Raw genomic sequence first — 20,974 nt, 5'->3', positions numbered from 1 at the left:
TCGGCGGGAGCGCCCAGGGTGTCTGGACGGACCCGTCCGCGCCGGTGGCCGTCACCCCGCTGCGACACGGTCGCCCCCGAGGAGGGCCGTATTACGGTGAGCGCATGAGGTTCTACGAGACGCGACCGACCCACGACCTGACGTACTCGGACGTGTTCCTCGTGCCGAGCCGCTCCGGCGTGTCGAGCCGGTTCGACGTCGACCTCACGCCGCCCGACGGCACCGGCGCGACCATCCCGGTCGTCAGCGCCAACATGAACTCGGTCACGGGTCCGCGGCTCGCGGCCACGTTGGCGCGGCGCGGCGGCCTCGGGGTCCTGCCGCAGGACATGCACCCGCAGGACCTGGACGCCGCCATCCGCTGGGTCAAGGCCCAGCCGGTCGATCACGACACCCCGGTCACGATGACGCCCGACACGACCGTCGCCGAGGCGCTGACGCAGCTCGCGCCGGTCCCCGGGCACGGCGTCGTCGTGCAGGACGCCGGCGGGGAGTACCTCGGCTGCGTCCCCGCGGTCCGGCTCGCGACCGCCGGCGAGGACGCGACCGTCGGGGATCTCCTGCACGGCGCGGTGACCGCGATCGACGCCGACGACGTCGACTCGCCGCGGGCCGTGTTCGACCTGCTCGCCGCCGCCGAGGTCGACTTCGCGCCCGTCCTCCGGCACGGTCGCGTCGTCGGCACCACGAGTCCCACGAGTGCGATCCGTTCCGGCATCTACCGGCCCGCGGTCGACGCGGACGGGAGGCTCCGGGTCGCCGCCGCGGTCGGCATCAACGGCGACGTGGCACGCAAGGCGTCCGCGCTCGTCGCCGCGGGCGTCGACGTGCTCGTCCTCGACACCGCCCACGGGCACCAGGAGGGCATGCTCCGTGCGCTGCGCACCGTGGCCGACCTCGGACTCGGCGTCCCGCTCGTCGCGGGCAACGTCGTGACCGCCGACGCGGTGACGCACCTCGTCGACGCGGGCGCCTCGATCATCAAGGTCGGTGTCGGCCCTGGGGCCATGTGCACGACCCGCATGATGACCGCGGTCGGGCGGCCGCAGTTCTCGGCGGTGCTCGAGACCGCGGCGGCGGCACGGGCGCTCGGTGCCCACGTCTGGGCGGACGGCGGTGTCCGGTACCCACGCGACGTCGCCCTCGCCCTGGCGGCCGGCGCCGCGAGCGTCATGATCGGGTCGTGGTTCGCCGGCACGGTCGAGGCGCCGGGCGTCCTCAAGGTCGACGCGCAGGGGCGACGGTACAAGGAGAGCTGGGGGATGGCGTCCGCGAAGGCCGTTCGCGAGCGGTTCGAGCGGCTCGACCCGTACGAGCGCGCGCGCAAGGCCCTGTTCGCCGAGGGGATCTCGTCCTCGACCATCTACCTCGACCCGGAGCGTCCGAGCGTCGAGGACCTGCTCGACATGATCACGGCCGGGGTGCGGAGCTCGGCGACGTACGCCGGCGCACGTGACCTCCCCGCGTTCGCGGACCGTGCGCTCGTCGGCATCCAGTCCGCCGCGGGGTACGAGGAGGGCAAGCCGGTCCCGGTGTCCTGGTGAACCGGACCGTGTCCCGCCGAGCGGCACCGCGCCGACCGCATCGGTTCCGCGCTGGGGGGATTCCCGGCCAGGGCGGGCCCCCGGGCGCTACTGTTGACCACACTGTGGACGACCCTCCTGATCGCACGTCGCCGGGCCGACATCCGAACGCGGCCCGACATGCGCGCCCGCGCCGCCAGCTCCTCCTGCTCAGGAGGCCCTCGGTATGACCGTCGTCGACCTCCTCATGCTCGTGGGCGGCGTCCTCCTCACCCTCGGGACGGGCGTGTTCGTCGCGAGCGAGTTCGCGCTCGTCAACCTCGACCGCGCCGACCTCGAGGCCCGGCGTGAGCGCGGCGCAGCGGGGCTGACGCCCGTCATCCAGGCGCTCAAGGTGACGGCGACCCACCTGTCGAGCGCCCAGCTCGGCATCACGCTCACCACGCTCCTCAGCGGGTACCTCCTCGAACCCTCCATCGCGCACCTCATCGAGGGCCCGTCCACGGCGCTCGGTCTGCCGGACGAGGTCGTCGAGCCCGTCGGGTCCGTCGTGGCGCTCGTCATCGCGACCCTGCTGTCGATGGTGCTCGGAGAGCTCGTGCCGAAGAACTTCGCGCTCGCCCTGCCGCTCGGTACCGCCCGACTCGTCGTGCCCGTGCAGATCGTGTTCACGACGGTGTTCCGACCCGCGGTCGCGTTGCTCAACGGCACCGCGAACGCCGTGCTCCGCACGATCGGGATCGAGCCGCAAGAGGAACTGTCCGGTGCCCGGAGCGCCGAGGAGCTCACGAGCCTGCTCCGCCGATCCGCGATGGAGGGCAGCCTCGAGCAGGACACCGCCACGCTGCTCACCCGCACGATCGCGTTCTCGGAGCACACCGCGAGCGACGTCATGACGCCGCGCCCGCGAGTGTCGACGATCGGGGTGGCCGAGTCCGCCGCCGACGTCATCGCCCTCGCGCGCCGCACCGGGTTCAGCCGGTTCCCGGTGATCGACGAGGACGCGGACGACGTCGTCGGCATCGTGCACGTCAAGGCAGCCGTCGCCGTACCGCGCGACAAACGGGCGGAGGTGCCGGTCGGTGCGCTCCGGACCGAGGCCGAGCGCGTCCCCGAGACGATGCACCTCGACTCCCTGCTCACCGCCGTCCGCGGTCGCGGGTACCAGATGGTGATCGTCGTCGACGAGTACGGCGGCACCGCCGGGGTCGTCACGCTCGAGGACCTCGTCGAGGAGCTCGTCGGTGAGGTCTCCGACGAGCACGACCGGACGCGGGTCGACGTGGTGCGGTCCCGGGGCTGGCTGACGTTCCCGGGCCTGCTGCGCCCGGACGAGCTCCAGGACCGTGCGGGCGTCCGTGTCCCCGACGACGGCCCGTACGAGACCATCGGTGGCTTCGTGATGAGCCGACTCGGGCGCCTCCCGGTGGTCGGCGACACGGTCCCCGTCGACGGCGGGATGCTCCGTGTGGAGCGCCTCGACGGCCGCCGGATCGACCGCATCCGGTTCACGCCCACGCCGACGGCGGTCGACGAGGGTGAACCGGCGGTGCCCGGGTCGTCGAGCATCGCGCCCGAGGTGCCGGACGAGGTCGGGGTCCGACTGGGGGTCCCGCGATGAGCGACTGGCTCGGCATCCTCTGGCTCGTCGTGCTGCTGCTCGGCAACGCGTTCTTCGTGGCCGCGGAGTTCGCCGTCATCTCGGCGCGACGGTCCCAGATCGAACCGCGCGCGGAGCAGGGCTCGCGGGCCGCGCAGCGCACGCTCTGGGCGATGGAGCACGCCACCCGCATGCTCGCGACGACGCAGCTCGGCATCACCGTGTGCTCGCTGCTCATCCTCAACGTCTCGGAACCCTCGATCCACCACCTGCTCGAGGGGCCGCTGCACCTCACGGGGTGGGACGTCGAGGTGACCGGCACCATCGCGTTCGTCATCACGCTCGTGATCGTGTCGTTCCTGCACGTCGTGTTCGGCGAGATGGTGCCGAAGAACATCTCGTTCTCGATGCCGGACCGGGCCGCGCTCGTGCTCGTCCCGACGCTCTGGTACCTCGGGCACGGCGTCCGCGGGATCACCGTGGTCCTGAACGCACTGGCGAACGGGTTCCTCCGCGTGTTCCGGGTCGAGCCGAAGGACGAGGCCGTCAGCGCGTTCACGGTCGACGAGGTCCAGACGATGGTGGAGCAGTCCCGCCGCGAGGGCACGCTCGTCGACGCCGCCGGCACGCTCGCCGCCGCGTTCGAGTTCACGGCGAAGAAGGTGCGGGACGTCGCGGTGCCGATGCCCGACCTCGTGACGCTCCCGGACGACGCCACGCCGGGCGACGTCGAACGGGCGGTCGCGACCCGCGGGTTCTCCCGGTACGTGCTCGTCGGCGACGACGGCGACCCGACGGGCTACGTGCACGTCAAGGACGTCATCGACCTGCGCGAGGACGAGTTCGACGACCCGGTGCCGCCGAAGCGCATCCGCCAGCTCATCTCGCTGTACCGCGACATGGACCTCGAGGACGCACTCGCGACGATGCGGGCGGCGGGTGTCCACCTGGCGCGCGCGTTCGACGCCGACGGTCGGACGACGGGCGTGCTGTTCCTCGAGGACATCCTCGAGGAACTCGTCGGCGAGGTCGAGGACGCGACCCGGCGTCGCTGAGCCGGGTCGCGCCTCCCGGACGGCGGCGCGCGCGGTCGGCTCGTGCCGGCACGCGGGAACTCAGCGCGGGACGCCCTCGAACTTCGTGATCGCGGCGGGGGTGACCGGCGTGAAGCAGTTCACGAGCGTGCCGTCGGGATCCCGGAGGAGCAGCGACCGGTTGCCCCACGGCATCGTCGTCGGCGGTGCGACCACCTCGACCGTGCCGTCGTCGAGCTCGGCCGCCAGCGCGTCGACGTCGGCGACGAGGAACTCGACGATCGGCGTCCGGCCCGTGCTCGGGTCCGTCCGGTCGCCGAGCACGGCGGCCATCGTGCGGGTGCTGCCGATCGCGAGGGTCCCGCCGGCGGTCCGGAGTTCGGCGAAGTCCGGTGCGGGGCGGACGGCGGTGACACCGGTCACGCGCTCGTGGAAGGCGACGAGGCGATCGACGTCGTCGGTGATGAGGCGGACGGAGACGAGGTTCACGGTGGGGCTCCCGGTTCGGTGGCGCCGCTGGTGCGGCGCGGTGACGGCCGCGGAGTGCGGCGACGACCAGGATCGCGGGCGCGAGCGACAGCCCTGTGTCGGTGTTTCCGGTGCCGATGTCCGATCCGCGTCAGACGAGTGTCAGCGTCCGGAGGTCCCCGTCCGGCACCGCGATCTCCTCGGGGCGCACGGTCCGGCGCGGCGCGGTCTCGGCCGTCACCGTGAGGCCGTCGATCCGGTCGACGCGGAACGCGCGGAGGTCGTCGCGGAGGCGGCACCACCCGAGGAGGTACCACCCGCCGGCGGCGCCGATCCACCCCACGGGCTCGACGTCCCGGAGTGTCGCGCGCCCCGCACGGTCCGTGTAGCGGAGCCGGAGGACGCGCCGCGCCGAGACCGCGTGCCCGAGCGCGGGCGGGGCGGCGGCGTCGAGCGGGACCGCGCCGAGGAAGTGCACGCGGTCGGCCAGGTCCCGCGCGGCGTCCGCGTCGTCGGACCGCATGGCCGCGAGGACCTTGCGCAGTGCCACGGCTCCTGCGTCGCGGAACGGGCTGCCGGCGAGGGCCTGCAGGGCGACCGCGACCGCGACCGCCTCGTCCGGACCGAAGTTGACGGGCGGGAGCGTCCGCGCGCGGTCGATGCAGTAGCCACCCGTCCGACCGGGCTCGGCCCACACCGCGGCACCCGACTGTTGCAGCGCGCTGACATCGCGTTCGATCGTGCGTCGGCTGACGGAGAACCGGTCGGCGAGCCACGCAGCGCTCCGCGGGCGCGGTGCGACTGCACGGAGTTCCTCGACGATCGCGTACAGGCGGTCGGTCCGGTTCACGGGCTCACGATAGTCCGGAGCGGGCCCGGAGCGGGCCCGCTCCGGACTAGACGATCGGCGCGCGGTGGTACTGCTTGGGCGCGTACGGCAGCTCGACGCGGAGCGCCGCCGCGGCCCGGAGGGCGAAGTTCGGGTCGCGCAGGAGTGCCCGACCGATCATGACGACGTCCGCCTGCCCGGTGACGAGGACCTGCTCGGCCTGGTGCGGCTCGTCGATCATCCCGACCGCTGCCGTGGGCACACCGGTCGCCGCTCGGATGGCCGCCGCGAACGGCACCTGGTAGCCGGGACCGACGGGGATGGTGGCCTGCGGGACGTTGCCACCCGTCGAGACGTCCACCATGTCGGCTCCGTGCTCGGCGACCCAGCGTGTCACCTGCTCGGTGTCCTCGAGCGTCCATCCGCCGTCCACCCAGTCGGTGGCCGAGAACCGCACGACGATCGGCACGTCGGCGCCGACCTCGGCCCGGACGGCGTCGACCACCTCGACGAGCGCGCGTGCCCGGTTCTCGAGGGAGCCTCCGTAGGCGTCGGTCCGGGTGTTGCTGAGCGGCGAGAGGAACTGGTGGAGCAGGTACCCGTGCGCGGCGTGCACCTCGAGCAGGTCGAAGCCCGCGTCGACGGCACGGCGAGCGGCGGCGGCGAAGGCCCGGACGACCTCGTGGATGCCGTCGGCGTCGAGCGCGGCCGGCTCGGCGTACCCGTCGAACGCGATCGCACTCGGCGCGACGGTCGTCCATCCGCCCTCGTCGGCGGGGACGCTGCCGTGCTGTTCGGCCCAGGTGCGGTGGGTCGACGCCTTCCGGCCGGCGTGCGCGAGCTGGATGCCGGCGGCCGCACCCTGGCTGTGGATGAAGTCGACGATCGGACGGAAGGCGTCGCGCTGCTCGTCGTTCCAGATCCCGAGGTCGTGCGGGGTGATGCGTCCCTCCGGCACGACGGCCGTGGCCTCGGCCAGCACGGCCCCCGCGCCGCCACGCGCGAACGACCCGAGGTGCACCAGGTGCCACGGTGTCGGGACGCCGTCCTGTCGTTCCACCGAGTACTGGCACATCGGGGAGACCCAGATGCGGTTGCGGACCTCGAGTCCGCGGAGGGTGATGGGTTCGAACAGGGCGTGCGTCACGCGGTGGTCTCCTCGTGTCGGGGCGGTGCCCGCCGCGCCGGACGGTGCAGCGAGGGTGTGGAGGAGCGCCCGCGGGACGGGGACGGCGTCGCGCCGCCGTCGGCCCGGCGTCCTCCGTGGCCCCGAGCGGAACGGACTCCTCCAGTCAACCGTAACGTGGGGGACGTGAACGCATTCCGCCCCTTCCGCATCGAGGACGCCGCCGACTGGATCACCCCGCCCGAGCCGGACACCGACAAGTACGGTCGCGGCGTGCTCGGCATCGCGACGGGGTCGAGTGCGTACCCGGGCGCTGCCGTGATCGGTGTCGACGCGGCCGTCCACACGGGCGTCGGCATGGTGCGGTACGTCGGTCCGGAGCGGGCGACGGACTTCGTGCTCGCGCGACGCCCCGAGGTCGTGTCCGGTGTGGGACGCGTCCAGGCGTGGCTCGTCGGCTCCGGGACGAACGCCGACGCCCTCGACGCCGAGACCCGTGAGGGGCTCGCGCACGCGTCGGACGACGGCGTGCCGGTCGTCGTGGACGCCGGGGCGCTCGGCGCGGTCGACCTCGGACCGGCCGCCGTCCTGACGCCCCACGCGGGCGAGCTGGCGAAGCTCCTCGGCGTCGACCGGGCCGCGGTGCAGGCAGATCCGCGTGGATCCGCGCGTCGCGCCGCCGACCGGACCGGCTCGACCGTCCTGCTCAAGGGCCGGATCACGCACGTCGCCACACCCGACGGCGGGCCGTCGTTCACCGCGGACAGCGCCACCCCGTGGCTCGCGGCGGCCGGCGCGGGGGACGCGCTCGGCGGCGTGCTCGGCGCGCTCGTGGCGACGCGGGCCGCGCGGGGGCCCCTGACACCGGCGGACCTGGCGCATCTGGCCGCGACGGCGGCCGTGCTGCACGGCACCGCCGCCGTCCGTGCCTCGGACGGTGGCCCGTTCACGATGACGTCACTCGCGGAACACGTCTCGCGTGTCGTCGCGGACCTCGCGACCGGACGGACCGTCTGAGCGTGGCGGAGCGCTACAGCGGCAGGTCGATCTCCCACACGGGCGGGATGTAGGCACGGGACCACCCCTCGCGCATGCGCGTGATCGCGCGGTCGAACGCCTCGACCAGGTCCATGCCCGGGCGCACCATCGACTGCAGCTGCAGGCCCTCGTAGAGCGCGATGAGCTGCTCGGAGCCGTACGCCGGCACCATGGTGTCCGGCTCCCGTCCGGCCTCGATGTCGCGGGACAGCTGCCGCTGCACCATGAGCTGGAACGTCAGCCACCGGTCCTGGAGGCGCGGCGCGAGCGGGTGCCCGGGCGTCGCGGCGATGTTGAGCATCGCCGTGAGCAGACGCATGAGCGCCGGGTCCTCGACGTTCGCCTCGACGATGCCGCGGAGGAACCGCACGGCGCCGTAGCGCTCGGCGAGCGGGAGGATCGGTGCCATCCGCTGTGCGTTCCAGTGCTCGATGGTGGCGAGCACGAGGGTGTCCCAGGGCCCGATCGTCTCCTCGAGCTCCGCGACCGTCGTCCCCGCGCGCTCCGCGAGCAGCTCGGGCGACGCCTCGTGGAACGCGACATCGCGGAACATCGCGATGGCCGCCTCCAGGATCGGGGTGCGGCGGTCGTCGACGGTCGGAGCCCCGTCCAGCGCGGTGTCGGTCACTCGACCATCCGACCGCAGATCGGGTCTCCGGCGCGACCGCCAGTCCTGGGGACACGGCAGCGGGGTCGGAGGCTGCCCGCGCGGGGCTACCGCGCGTCGAGTTGCCGCTTGACCTGGCTCAGCTCGGGAGGGGTGAGGTTCGTGCCGTCCGCGCGCTTCGCCTCGTGCACGACCCGCCTCGTCGGTCCACCGCGGTCGTCCACCTCGTCCTCGCCGCGCCAGTCCACGGGGCCGAGGCCCGGGATGTCGATCGTTCCGCTGCTCGGGGTGCCCATGCCGAGGACCGTACGCGGGGGCACGTGCGCGGACGTGCGGCAGGGACGGTCAGGAGGCCGGGGTCGCGTGCACCTCGAACTCGACCGACCCGGTGTCCTCGACCCTGACGAACCCGAGACTCGGGGCGGTCACGCCGTAGTCGGCGAACCGGATCGGGATCGTGCCGGACACGTCCGCACCGTCGCCGTCGAGTCCCGACTGGATGGTCGCCGTGACCGTCCGCGTCACGCCGTGCAGGGTGAGTTCCCCGGTGACCCGGCTGGTCGTCGTCCTGCTCGACGAGGACGGCACCGCACCGGGGATCGACGCCGTCGTGGTGAACGTGGCGGTCGGGAAGGCATCGGCGTCCATCGCCGAGTCCCGGAAGTACGCGTCGCGCTGGCTGGAGTCCGTGTGGATGCTCGCCACGTCGACCCGGATCGTCGCGGCCGTGATCGCGCTGCCCGCCACCGTGGCGGTGCCGGACACCTGCCCCGTCCGACCCGTGACCGTGACCGGCTGCCCGTTGAGGACCTCGTGCACGCGGTACCCCGCGGTCGAGCCACTCGCCACGCGCCAGGTGCCGTCCATCTCCGCGGTGTGGAGCGTCGACGGTGCCCGGCTCGCGGCGACGCTCGGGGTCGCCTCGGCCTGGGCATCCACGTGGTTCCGGTACACCACGGGGCCGACGACCGCGGCGATCACCGCGAACACCACCACGACGACGCCGATGCCGATCCAGATCGTCCGCTTGCGCATGGCCGAACCGTGGCACGGCGCGCTGCGTCACCCCTGGGAGGCCCCTGGAGACCCCGCCACGGACCGCAGGAACGCCGCCCGTCGCCGCGGGCACCCGCACCGGCCACCGCTACGCTCGTCCGGTGGTGACCGCCCCGCCTGACGCCGTCGCGTCGCACGCGCGTCGCGCCCTCGTCGCCCGCTCGGCGGACATCGCGCTCGTGGTCGCGTTCCTCGGCGTGCACGCACTGCTCTGGTACCTCGACCGCGTGCTCCCGAACCTGCCGCTCGGCGACGTCACGTACACCTACCGGAACTGGGTCGCCGAGGGCGCCGCATCCTGCACCTGGGTCGGCATCGACCGCGACTGGGTCTACCCGGTGGTCGCCCTCGTGCCGATGGTGCTCGCCGCGGCGGGGGGTGTCGCGACCATCGGCACCGGCTGGCTCGTGCTCATGACCGTGCTCGACCTCGGGGTGTTCGTGCTGCTCTGGCGGCACCGCGTCCTCGGGGTGCGCGTTGCGTGGTGGTGGACGGTGTTCCTCGTGGCGCTCGGACCGATCGCCCTCGGTCGGATCGACACCGTGGCGACGTGTCTCGCCCTCGCCGGCGTGGTCGTCCTCGCCGCGCGTCCGGCCGTCGCGTCGTCCCTGTTCACCCTCGCAGCCTGGATCAAGGTCTGGCCGGCCGTGCTCGTCGGGACGCTCGTGCTCCTGCGGCGCGGTCGTCGGCCGGTGCTCATGGCGGCCGGGGCGACGACCCTCGTCGTGGTGCTGGTCGACCTCGTGCTCGGCGGGGGCGCCCACCTGCTGTCGTTCGTCGGGCAGCAGACCGGGCGGGGCCTCCAGATCGAGGCGCCGCTGGCGACCGCGTTCCTGTGGCGCGCGCACGCCGGGGTGCCCGGCACCGTCGTGTACTACGACCAGACGATCCTGACGTTCCAGGTGCGTGGATCCGGGACGGCCGCCGCCGCCGCCCTCTCGACACCGTTCATGGCACTCGTCGTCGTGGCCGTGGTGCTCCTCGCCCTGTGGGCCGTGACCGGCGGCGCACGACGAGCCGAGGTCGCTCCGGTCCTCGCGACCGCGCTCGTCGGCGCGCTGCTCGTCACGAACAAGGTCGGGTCCCCGCAGTACATCGGGTGGTTCGCGGTGCCGGTGGTGTGGGGCCTCCTGGCGGGTCGGGCGAGCGCCCTGCGCTTCCTGGCGCCGGCGGGGCTCGCCCTCGTCACCGCGTTCACCACGCAGCTGGTGTACCCCGCCCCGTACGACCGGCTGCTGGCGCTCGACCCGGTGACCCTCGCGGTCCTGTCCGTGCGGAACGCGCTCGAGCTGGCGATCCTCGTGTGGGCGGTCGTCGCGCTCGTCCGCATGCGACGTCCCGTCACCGCCGGCGACCGGGAGGACGGTCGACGGGTCGGTGGCACGATGGACGCATGATCGTCGCGTTCTCCGTCGCCCCGTCCGGCGGTCCCACCGCCGAGGACGGCTCGGTGCACGACGCCGTCGCCGCGGCTGTCCGCGTCGTGCGGGCGTCCGGGCTCCCGAACCGCACCTCGTCGATGTTCACCGAGCTCGAGGGCGAGTGGGACGAGGTCATGGCCGTGGTCAAGGCCGCGACCGAGGCCGTCGCACCCTTCGGCACGCGCGTGTCCCTCGTGCTCAAGGCCGACATCCGGCCGGGGCACACGGGCGAGATCGACGGCAAGCTCGCCCGCCTCGAGCGCGCTCTGGGCCGCGACTGAGCACTGCTGGCGCCGCGACTGAGCACTGCGGGGGCCGTGGCTGAGCGCTGACCTGGCCGCGACTTCGGCCGGCTCCGGTGCTCGCCGCGAGCGGCGCATGCGCAGACCTGGGAGCGCCGCGTGCGTGATCGGCCGACACGCCGCGGTGGTTCCGGCGATGTCGGTGGTCGGGTGTGTCCTTGGATCATCGGGGCGGACGTGATCGCCACACCAGGGACCTGCCCGACCCGGTCGACAGGACGAAGCGCGACGGGCCACGGCGTGGTCACGGACAGGAGGCTCGGATGATCTTCGAGGGATGGTGCCCCGACTGCGATCTGCAGACCGTGCTGGTGGACACCGGCGACGGGCCGGAGCACGGCGAGCAGGCGTGGGCGACCTGCACCGAGTGCGGTGTCGGCTGGACCTGGCGTGACGCGCTTCCCGAGCCGAGGTCGTCCGCCCGTGACCGCAGCGACGACAACGAGGTCGCGGCTCGCGCGGCCTGAGCGCATGCACGGCTCGAACCGAGGCGTGGGCCGGACGTCGAGCAGGTCGAACCGATTCGACCGGACACGCCGAGCTGTGCTTCCGAGGCCACTGATGCCGACCTAGCATGGACGGAGCCCGTTGCGAACGGGCATGCTCGCCGCCGAGCGCCCCGGCTCCGCCGGTCGTGACGGCCCCGTCGGCGCGGCGAGGGAGCAGCGGGGCCCTGACACCAGCTCCGCGGTGCGATCCCGTCCGACCCCCGCCGGAAGACACGCCATGACCACGCTCACGCCCGCGCGCAAGACCGCGGCGCTCCTCGCGCTCGCCCTCGGTGGGTTCGCCATCGGCACGACCGAGTTCGTCGCCATGGGCCTCCTGCCGAACCTCGCGTCCTCCCTGCTGCACCACCAGTACGTGGTCGACCCCGAGGCCGGTATCGCCCACGCGGGCTGGCTGGTCAGCGCCTACGCGCTGGGCGTCGTCGTCGGCGCTCCGACGATCGCGGCGGCGGCGGCGCGGTTCCCCCGCAAGCAGCTCCTGCTCGGCCTGCTCGTGGGTTTCACGCTCGCCACGGTCGCCAGCGCGGTGCTCCCGTCGTTCGGCCTCGTCCTCGCGGCGCGGTTCGTGGCCGGCCTGCCGCACGGGGCGTACTTCGGCATCGCCTCGCTCGTGGCCGCGGAGATCATGGGCCCGGGCAGCCGCGGCAAGGGCGTGTCGATGGTGCTCGGCGGACTCACCATCGCGAACGTCGTCGGCGTCCCGCTCGTCACGTTCATCGGTCAGCACGCCGGATGGCGCGCCGCGTACCTCATCGTCGCGGCGCTGTTCGCGCTCACCTTCGTCGCGGTCGCCACGCTCGTACCGTTCCACCCGGCCGAGCCGGGCGCGTCGTTCCGGCGGGAGCTCCGCGCGTTCCGGGTCCCGCAGGTGTGGATCATGATGGCGTGCGGTGCCATCGGCTTCGGCGGCTTCTTCGCCGTGTACTCGTACATCTCACCGCTGGTGCAGCACGTCACGCACCTGCCCGTGTCGTTCGTTCCGTTCGTGCTCGTCACCGTCGGCGTCGGCATGACGGTCGGCAACATCGCGGGTGGTCACTTCGCCGACGTCGACCTGCGCCGGGCCACGTACGTCGGTTTCGCCGCGCTCATCGCCGCGCTCCTGCTCGTGACGCTCACCGCCGCGACCGTCGTCGGGCTGTTCGTCGGGATGTTCGCCCTCGGTGCCACCTCGTCCATGATCTCGCCGAGTGTCCAGTCGCGGCTCATGGACGTCGCGGGGGAGTCGAAGGGCATCGCCGCGGCGCTCAACCACTCGGCGTTCAACATCGGGAACAGCCTCGGCGCGCTCCTCGGGGGCAGCGCGATCGCCGCCGGCTGGGGCTACGCCGCCCCGGGCTGGATCGGCATCGTCCTGGCACTGCTCGGCCTCGGCATCATCACCATCAGCTTCTCGATGGAGCGGCGGACGAACCGTCGCACGGCCCTGGCGCGGGACCAGCACCCGCGCACCGGCCCGATCACGTCGCCGGTGCCGACCGTCTGACGTGCGAGACGGCCGAGACCCCTCGGGGTCTCGGCCGTCGCGGATCCTCAGAGCCCGTGCGGAGCGTCCGTCTGGATGATGATGCCGTCGGTGATCGCACGCTTCCGCAGGGCGACCTTCGTGCCGACGTCGAAGCCCGCGACCCGGTACTTCTCGCGGATGCGCTTGAGGTAGCTCTTCGCGGTCTCCTCCGAGATCCCCAGCTGGTAGGCGACGCTCTTGACCGGCTCGCCACCGCCGTACAGCGCCATGACGCGGCGCTCCTGGGCACTCAGCTTCGGCACGCCGCCGACGTCCCCGGCGTTGAGCGCCAGGTCGAGCTCGGCGGAGATGTACGGCTCGCCGCGGTGCGCGGAGCGGATCGCCTCGACGATCATCTCGGCGCCCTCGCTCTTGACGAGGTAGCCCATCGCGCCGGAGCCGAGGGCCTCGCGCACGACGTTCGGCTCCGAGTAGGTGCTCATGACGACGGTCGTGACGCCCGCGGTCTTCAGCGTGGAGATCTTGAGGGAGATCGGGATCGAGTCCTTGAGGTCGAGGTCGAGGAGCACGACGTCGACGGGGAACGCCGGATTGGTCAGGAGTTCGGGCCACGTGGTGACCGCCGCGACGAGCGTGATGTCGTCGGCGGCTCCACGGATCCACTCCGTGAGCGCTCCGAGCAGCATGCGGTGGTCGTCGACGAGTGCGAGTCGGATGGGGTCCTCGGGAGCTGCCACGAGCGGCGTCCTTTCTTGGCGGTACCGGGATCCTAGGTGGATCGATCGGCGGTGGAGGAACAGGCGGTCAGTGTGTCGCGGCTGGTGCCCGGGATCCGGTGACGGCGGTCACATCGACGGGTGTCGGTTGACGACGCAGTGCACGACGACGTGCAGGACGCCGTCGCGGACGGTGTCCGTGTACGGCCCCACGCGTTGGAGCGCGCTCCACGCCGCCGGGCCGAGCCGACGTCGTGGGACGCCGCGTGACTCGATGACGACGGGCACGTCCATCGTCTCGTCCGACACGGGATGACCGGCGGCGCCCATCGGACCGAGGGTCACCGACACGGTCGCGCTGCCGGTCGTCGCGGCGCGTCCGTCGCCGACCATGAGCCAGATCGCCTGCAGGAGACCGTCGCGCTGCGCGGGGGTCAGGTGGCCGGCGAGCGAGCCCGGATCGGTCACGCTCACGGCGCGCCCGAGGTGGTCGGATTCCGTGATCGCGTGGTACAGCCAGGTCTCCCGGCGCCCCTCGATGAGGTGCAGCCGGAGCTCGGTGGCGAGCTGCGCGGCCACGGACGCACTGGCGGGGGAGAGCGGCAGGGGATCGGTGCCGTTCGCGACGCTGTCCAGGAGCTTCTCGGCGGCGAGGTCGAGGCGCGCGAGTTCCTCGGACGCGAGCATCCCCACGGCGAACTGCGGCGCCGTCACGGTGCTCTGGACGAGCACGCGGTCGAGTTCGCGCTGCACGAGCTGTCGGAACCGATGCACGATGAAGAGCGCGACCGACGGCGGGACGAGGACGAGCGCGAGCATCGAGACCTGCCCGGGCAGGGTCGTCCGGTCGATCGGCGTCGAGACCAACGTCATGACGACGAACGCCACACCGAGCGCGACGATCGCCACGACGACCTCGCGGGCGGGACGCAGCGTGGTCATCGGCAGGAGCGCGAATCCGGCGGCGATCGACGCGGTCGCGGTGTGGGCGATGTCGTGCTCGGGCCAGACCGCGATGAAGTCGAGGGCGACGACGCAGGCGAGCACGAGGCAGATGAGCGTGAACGCGAGCCCGGTGAGGCGCTCGCCGTACGTCAGCACCGTCGCGGTCACCCCGATCGCGGCGACGATGTAGAGCAGCCACGCGGCCGCGGCGGCGTACGGGTCGCTGTAGTCGGGCCAGTGCACGAGGAACAGCACGATGCCCGACACGGCCTGCAGGGCGGTGAGCACGGCCGCACCGAGGCCGAGGTGACCGGTGCCGAGCGACGCCCCGGGCTGCGCCGCCTGCTGCAACGAGCGCGCCCCGGTCGAGGTCGACGGCAGACCACGCGCCTGGCGCCGGTCGTTGCCCTTCGCGCGCTCGCGGGCCTCGCGCCGTGTGCGTGGGGGTTCCTCCCGGCTGCCGATGGTCTCGCGGCCGATGGTGTCCTCGGGGAAGGTCATCGCGGGGCCTCCAGGACGACCGTCGTGCCCGAGCCGGGCGCCGAGAACAGGCGGGCGTCGCCGCCGACCTCGCGGAGGCGGTTCACGACGCTCTCCTTGAACCCGAGGCGCTCCTCGTTGATGGAGTCGATCTCGAATCCGACGCCGGAGTCGGTCACCATGGCGCGGACCATGCTCGTGTCGTGGACGATCGTGACGTGCGCCTCGGCGACACCCGCGTGGCGGCGCACGTTCTCCAGGCACTCGGCGAGCGCGAGCAGGAATGCGTCGAGCACGTGTGTGGGCAGGAGGACCTGTCCGGTGCCGTGCCAGCTCACCTCGAGTCCCATGCGGCCGAACCGCTGCTTGACGGACTCGAGGGTCTGCCCGAGGGGTGACTCCTCGGTCTGGGTCAGCGTGTAGCCGTTCGACTCCTGGGGCTGCGGGGTCGCGCCGAGGCGGAGGTGGCGGAGCAGTCGGGCGTCCTCCGCTGCCTGCTCGCGCATCGCCTGCTCCGAGACGCCGACCCCGGAGTGGGCGAGGAGCGTCAGGGTCGCGAGGACGGTGTCGTGCAGGAGGCGGGCCCCCTGGCGACGCTGGGCCTCGGTCTCGCTCGCCTGCCGCTCGGCGCGGTGTGCGTTGCCGATGCTGAAGATCCTGCGAGCGACCCGCGGGATGCTCAGCGACACCCAGTAGGCGATGACGCAGGTGAGCACCCAGCCGAGCAGCACGCCGCCGACGGGGCTCGCGAACGGCGAGCGACACGTCCAGACGACGATGCCGACCGCGGCGACGCCGGACAGGAGCACGAGCACGAGCAGCTCCGGACGGCCGCGTTGCGACATGACGAGCGACGACAGGCCACCCGCGGCGAGGGGGACCAGGCCCGCGGCGACGACGTCGCGGTCGCCGGCGTCGCCGACCGACTGGGTGAGCGCGACGAGGGCACCGACCCCGCCCACGACCGCCAGGACGGTCCAGTACCAGGCGCCGTTCGCACCGACACCCCAGAGCGCGCCGACGAGCACCGCGACGCCGAGGAGCCCGACGACGAGCGGCGCGGTCGGGATGCTGCCCGCGCACAGGACCGCCACGACGCTGACGAGTGCGCAGACGATGCCGACAACGCGCGTCGTCGTCCGGAGCAACCGGTCACGTTCTTGCGCGATGAGGTCCATCGATGTCCTGCAGGGGGAAACGGATCCGCGAGGTGGTTCCTTCGCGTTCGACCATGCTCGCACAGACGGCACCCGTTCGAGGGGATCCGGCACGGTCCGGGTCCCCGGTCTGGTGCTGAATCGTTATCACCAGCGAACGATCGCGGCGGTCACGCGTCGTGCAGCAGCCGCCGGAGGTGCCGCCCCACGGCCTCGTGCTCGATGAGGAAGCCGTCGTGTCCGTACGCGCTCGCGATGACCGTCGCGCGGTCGCCGTCGAGGGTGTCCGGGATGCCCGCGGCGATGCGGTCCTGGTCCTCGAGGGGGAACAAGCGGTCGCTCGTGATCCCGACGACGAGGGTGCGGGCACGGACCCGCCCGAGTGCCGGGACGACGCCGCCTCGGCCGGTCCCGACGTCGTGGGAGTCCATCGCGTGCAGGAGCGTCAGGTACGAGTCGGCGTCGAACCGGCGGGTGAACTTGTTCCCGTGGAAGTCGAGGTAGCTCTCGACCGAGAACCGTCCGTCGTCGCCGAGCGGCGACACATCGCTCTGCCAGCTCCGGGCGAACCGCCCGTTGAGCTCGTCGGGAGCGCGGTAGGTCAGGAGCGCCATCCGGCGGGCGAGCGCGAGGCCGCGGTGCGGGCCGTCGCCGGGTTCGGCGTCGAAGTAGTCGCCGCCGGCGTACCCGGGGTCCATCTGGATCGCGGCGCGCTGCAGGGAGTTCCCCGCGATCTGGTCCGCCGTGGTCTGCGCCGGTGCCGACAGCACCGCCAGCCGCTCGACCCGCTCCGGGTACGTCACGGCGAACTCGAGGGCGTGCATGCCGCCCATCGAACCGCCGACGACCGCCGCGAACCGGTCGATGCCCAGGTGGTCCGCCAGGCGCGCCTGGACGCCCACCTGGTCGCGGACGGTGAGGAACGGGAACCGCGACCCCCACTCGACGCCGTCGGGGGCGAGTGCGGACGGCCCCGTCGTGCCCTGGCAGCCGCCGAGCATGTTCGGCGCGACGACGAACCACCGGTCGGTGTCGATCGCCCGACCGGGGCCGACGACGTCCTCCCACCAGCCGGCCGTCCGGTGTCCGGGCCCCGCCGGGCCGGTGACGTGCGAGTCGCCGGTGAGCGCGTGGAACACGAGCACGGCGTTCGAGCGCTCGGCGTCGAGTTCGCCCCAGGTCTCGTAGGCGACGCGGGTCGACGGGAGCACCCCGCCGCGGACGGTCACGGCGCCGAGGTCCAGGAACCGGCGGGAGCCCGCCGGGTCGCCGGGTCGCCAGGCGCCCGTCACCGGTGGCTTGCCGACGATCCCGAGGCCGCCACCGAGCAGGGCGGGACCGGGGACCAGGGTCGAGGGGACCGAGTCCTCCGGGGTCGTCTGCCAGTCCATCGTCCGCCCATTCTCCCGGGGTCGCGGACGGCGTGGGTGCTTTGTTACGCGAGGGGCGTGGCGGGCGGGCTCCGGGCCTCCCGGCCGGCCCCGGCCGGGATCCACGTCCGTCTGAGGGAGCGGGGCGATCGGACGTGTGCCGCCCCACGCTCGCTGAGCGCCGCCGACGGCCGTCCGGTAGACGTGGAGGGCCGCGCCGCTCGGGCGACGGCAGGACGCGAGGAGGACCGGATGGCTCGTGGGATCGCCGTGGTGACGGGAGGCTCGGCCGGACTCGGCCGGGCGACGGTGCGGGAACTCGCCGCACGGGGCTGGGACGTCGCCGTCCTCGCCCGCGGGCAGGAGGGCGTCGACGCGGCGGTCGCCGAAGTGCGGCGAGCCGGGAGGCGCGGCCTCGCGCTCGTCGCGGACGTCGCGGATCGCGAGGCCGTCGAGGCCGCCGCCGACCGCGTCGAGGCCGAGCTCGGGCCGATCGACCTGTGGGTCAACGGGGTCATGGTCGGCGTGTTCGGCTCGTTCATGGACACCGACCCGGACGACTTCGCGCGGGCGAACCAGGTGACGTACTTCGGGTTCGTCAACGGGACCCGTGCCGCACTGCGTCACATGCGGCCGCGGGACCGTGGACAGGTGATCCAGGTCGGCTCCGCGCTCGGGTTCCGCGGGATCCCGCTGCAGGCGGCGTACTGCGGCGCGAAGCACGCGATCGTCGGGTTCACCGAGTCGGTCGTCAGCGAGCTGCGCAACGAGGGCAGCAACGTCACGGTCTCGCGGGTCGACATGCCCGCGCTCAACACGATCCAGTTCAACTGGGTGAAGTCGAAGTTGCCACACCACCCGCAGCCCGTGGCGCCGATCTACCAGCCCGAGGTCGGGGCCCGCGCCATCGCGACCGTCGCCGAGCGGCCACGCCCGCGGACGTGGGTCGGAGAGTCGACCGTCTACACGATCATCGGGAACCGGATCAGCGGCCGGTTCGCGGACTGGTACGCCGCCCGCACGCTCGTCGACGGCCAGCAGGCGCCGCAGAAGGACGAGCCGATGCTGCCCGACAACCTCTACGAGCCGGTGCCGGGGGACCACGGTGCGCACGGGATCTTCGACGACACCGCCCACGCGTGGTCGCCGCAGACCTGGTTCGTCGAGCACCGCCGCCTCGGCTCCGCGATCCTCGCGGGCGCGATCGGCGTGGCCGGCGTCGTCGCCACCGCCACCCGTTCCGTGGGTCGCGGCCGATGAGTCTCGGTGCAGCACCGGGGCGCCGCACCGGTCGGGAGGCCCGGCACCCGTCCGCAGGGCCCGGTTCCGCCGCCGGGGTGGAGGTGATGCGGGGCGGCCTGGGCGTCCTGCACCTCCTCGCGGCGCGAGGTGGTGCACCCGACCGGGCAACGGGTGCGCGTCGGGGCGGGGTCGCCGCGTTCCACCGGGTGCTCGGGCTGCGGCAACTCGTCGAGGCCGTGGTGCTGCGTCGGGTCGACACCCCCGACGCGCACACGGTCGCCGCCGTGGTCGATGCGACCCACGCGGTCTCGATGCTGCCGCTGCTGCTCGTCGGCGGTCGGTGGCGACGGCTCGGGGCGTCCCAGCTCGTGATCGCGGTGGGGCTCGGCGTCGCCGAGGCGCTCCTCGTCGGCCGGGGCCGCCGCCGCTAGCCCTCGTCGGCCGGGCCCGCCGCCGCTCGCCCTCCTCAGCCGAGATCGCAGAACACGCCGTTGTCGCAGCGGTCGAAGCGGCGTGTTGCGCGATCTCGGCGGGAGGGCGTCGAGCCGGGCCCGGTCGGTCGTCAGGCGGTGAGGCCCGCCTCGGCGACCCGACGCGCGGCGGCGAGCCCGGCCTCCAGGTCGGCGATGAGGTCCGCGACGTTCTCGATGCCCACCGACAGCCGGACGAGACCCGGCGTCACGCCCGTGGTGAGCTGCTGCTCGGGCGTGAGCTGCGAGTGCGTCGTCGACGCCGGGTGGATCACGAGGGACCGCACGTCACCGATGTTCGCCAGGTGACTGAACAGCGACAGGTTGTCGACCAACGCCCGGCCGGCGTCGACGCCGCCCTTGAGCTCGAACGACAGCACCGCGCCGACGCCCTTCGGGGCGTACTTCGTGGCCGCGGCGTACCAGGGGCTCGTCGGCAGTCCGGCGTACGCGACCGTCGCCACGTCCGGGTGACGGTCGAGCCACTCCGCGATCTCCTGCGCGTTCTGCACGTGTCGTTCGATCCGCAGGCTCAGCGTCTCGATGCCCTGGAGCAGCGCGAACGCGGTGTCCGGCGAGTTCGAAGCACCGAGGTCGCGGAGGAGCTGCACCCGCGCCTTGACGACGTACGCGAGGCCGTCGCCGACCGCCTGCGTGAACACGGCGCCGTGGTACGACGGGTCGGGCTGGTTCAGCTCCGGGAACCGCTCGGCGTGCTGTGACCACGGGAACCGGCCGCCGTCCACGAGCACGCCGCCGATCACGGTGCCGTGGCCGCCGAGGAACTTCGTCGCCGAGTGCACCACGATGTCGGCGCCGTGCTCGAACGGACGGATGAGGTACGGCGTCGCGATGGTGTTGTCGACGACGAGGGGCACACCGGCGTCGTGGGCGACGCCGGACACCGTCGCGATGTCGAGCACGTTGATCTTCGGGTTGCCGATCGTCTCGGCGAAGAAGAGCTTCGTGTTCGGCCGCACGGCCCGGCGCCACTCGTCCGGGTCGTCCTGGTCCTCGACGAACGTCGTCTCGATGCCGAGCTTGGCGAGCGTGTACTTGAACAGGTTGTACGTGCCGCCGTAGATCGACGACGAGGACACGATGTGGTCGCCGGCGCCCGCGATGTTGAGCACGGCGTACGTCTCGGCCGCCTGCCCGGAGGACACGAGCAGGGCGCCCGTACCACCCTCGAGCGCCGCGATGCGCTGCTCGACGACGTCGTTCGTCGGGTTCATGATCCGCGAGTAGATGTTGCCCGGCGCGGCCAGGGCGAACAGGTCGCGGGCGTGGTCCGAGCTCTCGAAGACGTACGACGTCGTCTTGTAGATCGGCGTCGCGCGCGCCCCCGTCGTCGGGTCCGGCCGGGCACCCGCGTGCACCTGCGTCGTCTCGAAACGCCAGGTCGTCGGGTCGGTGGTCTCGGTCATGGTGTCCGTCCTCGCAGTCCGCACGCGCCGTGGTGACGTCGGGAGGGACGGCGCACCCTCGCGGTCCGGCCAGGCTAGGACCGCCCTCCACCCACGGCAACGTCGGGCGTCAGCGCGCGTAACACGGCGGCGTCGGGACTCGTCGGCGACCCGCTCCGGAAGGCGCGGGTCGGGTCGGGAGGCGCG

At 73.0% G+C, this 20,974-nt stretch carries 21 protein-coding genes; 10 read left to right on the top strand and 11 right to left on the bottom strand.

Annotated elements, in window-relative coordinates; all coding sequences use genetic code 11:
• Nucleotides 1-104: 104 nt before the first annotated feature.
• The 3 genes from DEI86_RS03970 (at nt 105) to DEI86_RS03960 (ending at nt 4,178) form a co-directional block, all read left to right on the top strand.
• Nucleotides 105-1,544, top strand: a complete 1,440-nt coding sequence (locus tag DEI86_RS03970) for a GuaB1 family IMP dehydrogenase-related protein (protein WP_111009251.1) — start codon at nt 105-107, stop codon at nt 1,542-1,544.
• A gap of 205 nt (nt 1,545-1,749) precedes the next feature.
• Nucleotides 1,750-3,144, top strand: a complete 1,395-nt coding sequence (locus DEI86_RS03965) for a hemolysin family protein (RefSeq protein WP_111009250.1) — start codon at nt 1,750-1,752, stop codon at nt 3,142-3,144.
• Nucleotides 3,141-4,178 (top strand): hemolysin family protein, encoded by a 1,038-nt coding sequence (locus DEI86_RS03960; RefSeq protein ID WP_111009249.1) that lies wholly within the window; start codon nt 3,141-3,143, stop codon nt 4,176-4,178. Before DEI86_RS03965 ends, DEI86_RS03960 begins: the two co-directional genes overlap by 4 nt.
• Before the next feature lie 60 nt (nt 4,179-4,238).
• On the opposite strand, the gene DEI86_RS03955 is transcribed toward DEI86_RS03960, so the two are convergent.
• From DEI86_RS03955 to DEI86_RS03945, 3 genes are all read right to left on the bottom strand, one after another.
• Nucleotides 4,239-4,646: a VOC family protein gene (locus DEI86_RS03955; protein WP_111048854.1), complete on the bottom strand. Its 408-nt coding sequence runs from the start codon at nt 4,644-4,646 to the stop codon at nt 4,239-4,241.
• A 130-nt stretch (nt 4,647-4,776) separates the two neighbouring features.
• Nucleotides 4,777-5,475, bottom strand: a complete 699-nt coding sequence (locus tag DEI86_RS03950; protein WP_111013744.1) for a YafY family protein — start codon at nt 5,473-5,475, stop codon at nt 4,777-4,779.
• Between the two features lie 46 nt (nt 5,476-5,521).
• The gene (locus DEI86_RS03945) at nt 5,522-6,601 is read right to left on the bottom strand and encodes an NADH:flavin oxidoreductase/NADH oxidase (RefSeq protein WP_111048853.1); all 1,080 of its coding nucleotides are present in this window, start codon (nt 6,599-6,601) and stop codon (nt 5,522-5,524) included.
• A 165-nt stretch (nt 6,602-6,766) separates the two neighbouring features.
• Between DEI86_RS03945 and DEI86_RS03940 the strand changes: the two genes are divergently transcribed.
• Nucleotides 6,767-7,597 (top strand): ADP/ATP-dependent (S)-NAD(P)H-hydrate dehydratase, encoded by an 831-nt coding sequence (locus DEI86_RS03940; protein ID WP_111035969.1) that lies wholly within the window; start codon nt 6,767-6,769, stop codon nt 7,595-7,597.
• A gap of 13 nt (nt 7,598-7,610) precedes the next feature.
• Here the strand turns inward: DEI86_RS03940 and DEI86_RS03935 are convergent, their stop codons facing one another.
• The 3 genes from DEI86_RS03935 to DEI86_RS03925 form a co-directional block, all read right to left on the bottom strand.
• Entirely contained in the window at nt 7,611-8,246 is a 636-nt protein-coding gene (locus tag DEI86_RS03935) for a TetR/AcrR family transcriptional regulator (RefSeq protein ID WP_111009244.1), read from the bottom strand.
• An 86-nt stretch (nt 8,247-8,332) separates the two neighbouring features.
• On the bottom strand, nt 8,333-8,521 hold the full coding sequence (locus tag DEI86_RS03930) for a hypothetical protein (RefSeq protein ID WP_111009243.1): 189 nt from the start codon (nt 8,519-8,521) through the stop codon (nt 8,333-8,335).
• Between the two features lie 49 nt (nt 8,522-8,570).
• The gene (locus DEI86_RS03925; protein ID WP_111048852.1) at nt 8,571-9,260 is read right to left on the bottom strand and encodes a YceI family protein; all 690 of its coding nucleotides are present in this window, start codon (nt 9,258-9,260) and stop codon (nt 8,571-8,573) included.
• Nucleotides 9,261-9,385: 125 nt separating this feature from the next.
• Between DEI86_RS03925 and DEI86_RS03920 the strand changes: the two genes are divergently transcribed.
• The 4 genes from DEI86_RS03920 to DEI86_RS03905 all read left to right on the top strand — a co-directional run bounded on the left by DEI86_RS03920 (nt 9,386) and on the right by DEI86_RS03905 (nt 12,999).
• Nucleotides 9,386-10,678 (top strand): glycosyltransferase 87 family protein, encoded by a 1,293-nt coding sequence (locus DEI86_RS03920; RefSeq protein WP_146244858.1) that lies wholly within the window; start codon nt 9,386-9,388, stop codon nt 10,676-10,678.
• On the top strand, nt 10,675-10,983 hold the full coding sequence (locus tag DEI86_RS03915; protein ID WP_111048850.1) for a thiamine-binding protein: 309 nt from the start codon (nt 10,675-10,677) through the stop codon (nt 10,981-10,983). Before DEI86_RS03920 ends, DEI86_RS03915 begins: the two co-directional genes overlap by 4 nt.
• A 284-nt stretch (nt 10,984-11,267) precedes the next feature.
• Nucleotides 11,268-11,471 carry a hypothetical protein gene (locus DEI86_RS03910; RefSeq protein WP_111013750.1) on the top strand — a complete coding sequence of 68 codons (204 nt, stop codon included), beginning with the start codon at nt 11,268-11,270 and terminating at the stop codon, nt 11,469-11,471.
• Nucleotides 11,472-11,730: 259 nt separating this feature from the next.
• Nucleotides 11,731-12,999 carry an MFS transporter gene (locus DEI86_RS03905; RefSeq protein WP_111009238.1) on the top strand — a complete coding sequence of 423 codons (1,269 nt, stop codon included), beginning with the start codon at nt 11,731-11,733 and terminating at the stop codon, nt 12,997-12,999.
• A gap of 47 nt (nt 13,000-13,046) precedes the next feature.
• On the opposite strand, the gene DEI86_RS03900 is transcribed toward DEI86_RS03905, so the two are convergent.
• The 4 genes from DEI86_RS03900 to DEI86_RS03885 form a co-directional block, all read right to left on the bottom strand.
• On the bottom strand, nt 13,047-13,718 hold the full coding sequence (locus tag DEI86_RS03900) for a response regulator transcription factor (protein WP_111009237.1): 672 nt from the start codon (nt 13,716-13,718) through the stop codon (nt 13,047-13,049).
• 108 nt (nt 13,719-13,826) lie between these two features.
• Nucleotides 13,827-15,143 (bottom strand): hypothetical protein, encoded by a 1,317-nt coding sequence (locus tag DEI86_RS03895; RefSeq protein ID WP_111009236.1) that lies wholly within the window; start codon nt 15,141-15,143, stop codon nt 13,827-13,829.
• Nucleotides 15,140-16,300 (bottom strand): sensor histidine kinase, encoded by a 1,161-nt coding sequence (locus tag DEI86_RS03890; RefSeq protein WP_111048849.1) that lies wholly within the window; start codon nt 16,298-16,300, stop codon nt 15,140-15,142. Before DEI86_RS03890 ends, DEI86_RS03895 begins: the two co-directional genes overlap by 4 nt.
• Before the next feature lie 149 nt (nt 16,301-16,449).
• The gene (locus DEI86_RS03885) at nt 16,450-17,670 is read right to left on the bottom strand and encodes a homoserine O-acetyltransferase (protein ID WP_111013751.1); all 1,221 of its coding nucleotides are present in this window, start codon (nt 17,668-17,670) and stop codon (nt 16,450-16,452) included.
• A gap of 231 nt (nt 17,671-17,901) precedes the next feature.
• Between DEI86_RS03885 and DEI86_RS03880 the strand changes: the two genes are divergently transcribed.
• A complete protein-coding gene (locus DEI86_RS03880) occupies nt 17,902-18,909 on the top strand; it encodes an SDR family oxidoreductase (RefSeq protein ID WP_111009233.1) in 1,008 nt (335 codons plus the stop codon).
• Nucleotides 18,906-19,322, top strand: a complete 417-nt coding sequence (locus DEI86_RS03875; RefSeq protein ID WP_146244857.1) for a hypothetical protein — start codon at nt 18,906-18,908, stop codon at nt 19,320-19,322. Before DEI86_RS03880 ends, DEI86_RS03875 begins: the two co-directional genes overlap by 4 nt.
• A gap of 131 nt (nt 19,323-19,453) precedes the next feature.
• On the opposite strand, the gene DEI86_RS03870 is transcribed toward DEI86_RS03875, so the two are convergent.
• Entirely contained in the window at nt 19,454-20,788 is a 1,335-nt protein-coding gene (locus DEI86_RS03870; RefSeq protein ID WP_111013753.1) for a bifunctional o-acetylhomoserine/o-acetylserine sulfhydrylase, read from the bottom strand.
• Between the last annotated feature and the right edge of the window lie 186 nt (nt 20,789-20,974).

The organism is Curtobacterium sp. MCBD17_028 (assembly GCF_003234875.1).
Taxonomy (GTDB): domain Bacteria; phylum Actinomycetota; class Actinomycetes; order Actinomycetales; family Microbacteriaceae; genus Curtobacterium.
This window is presented reverse-complemented; position numbering and strand designations above follow the sequence as displayed.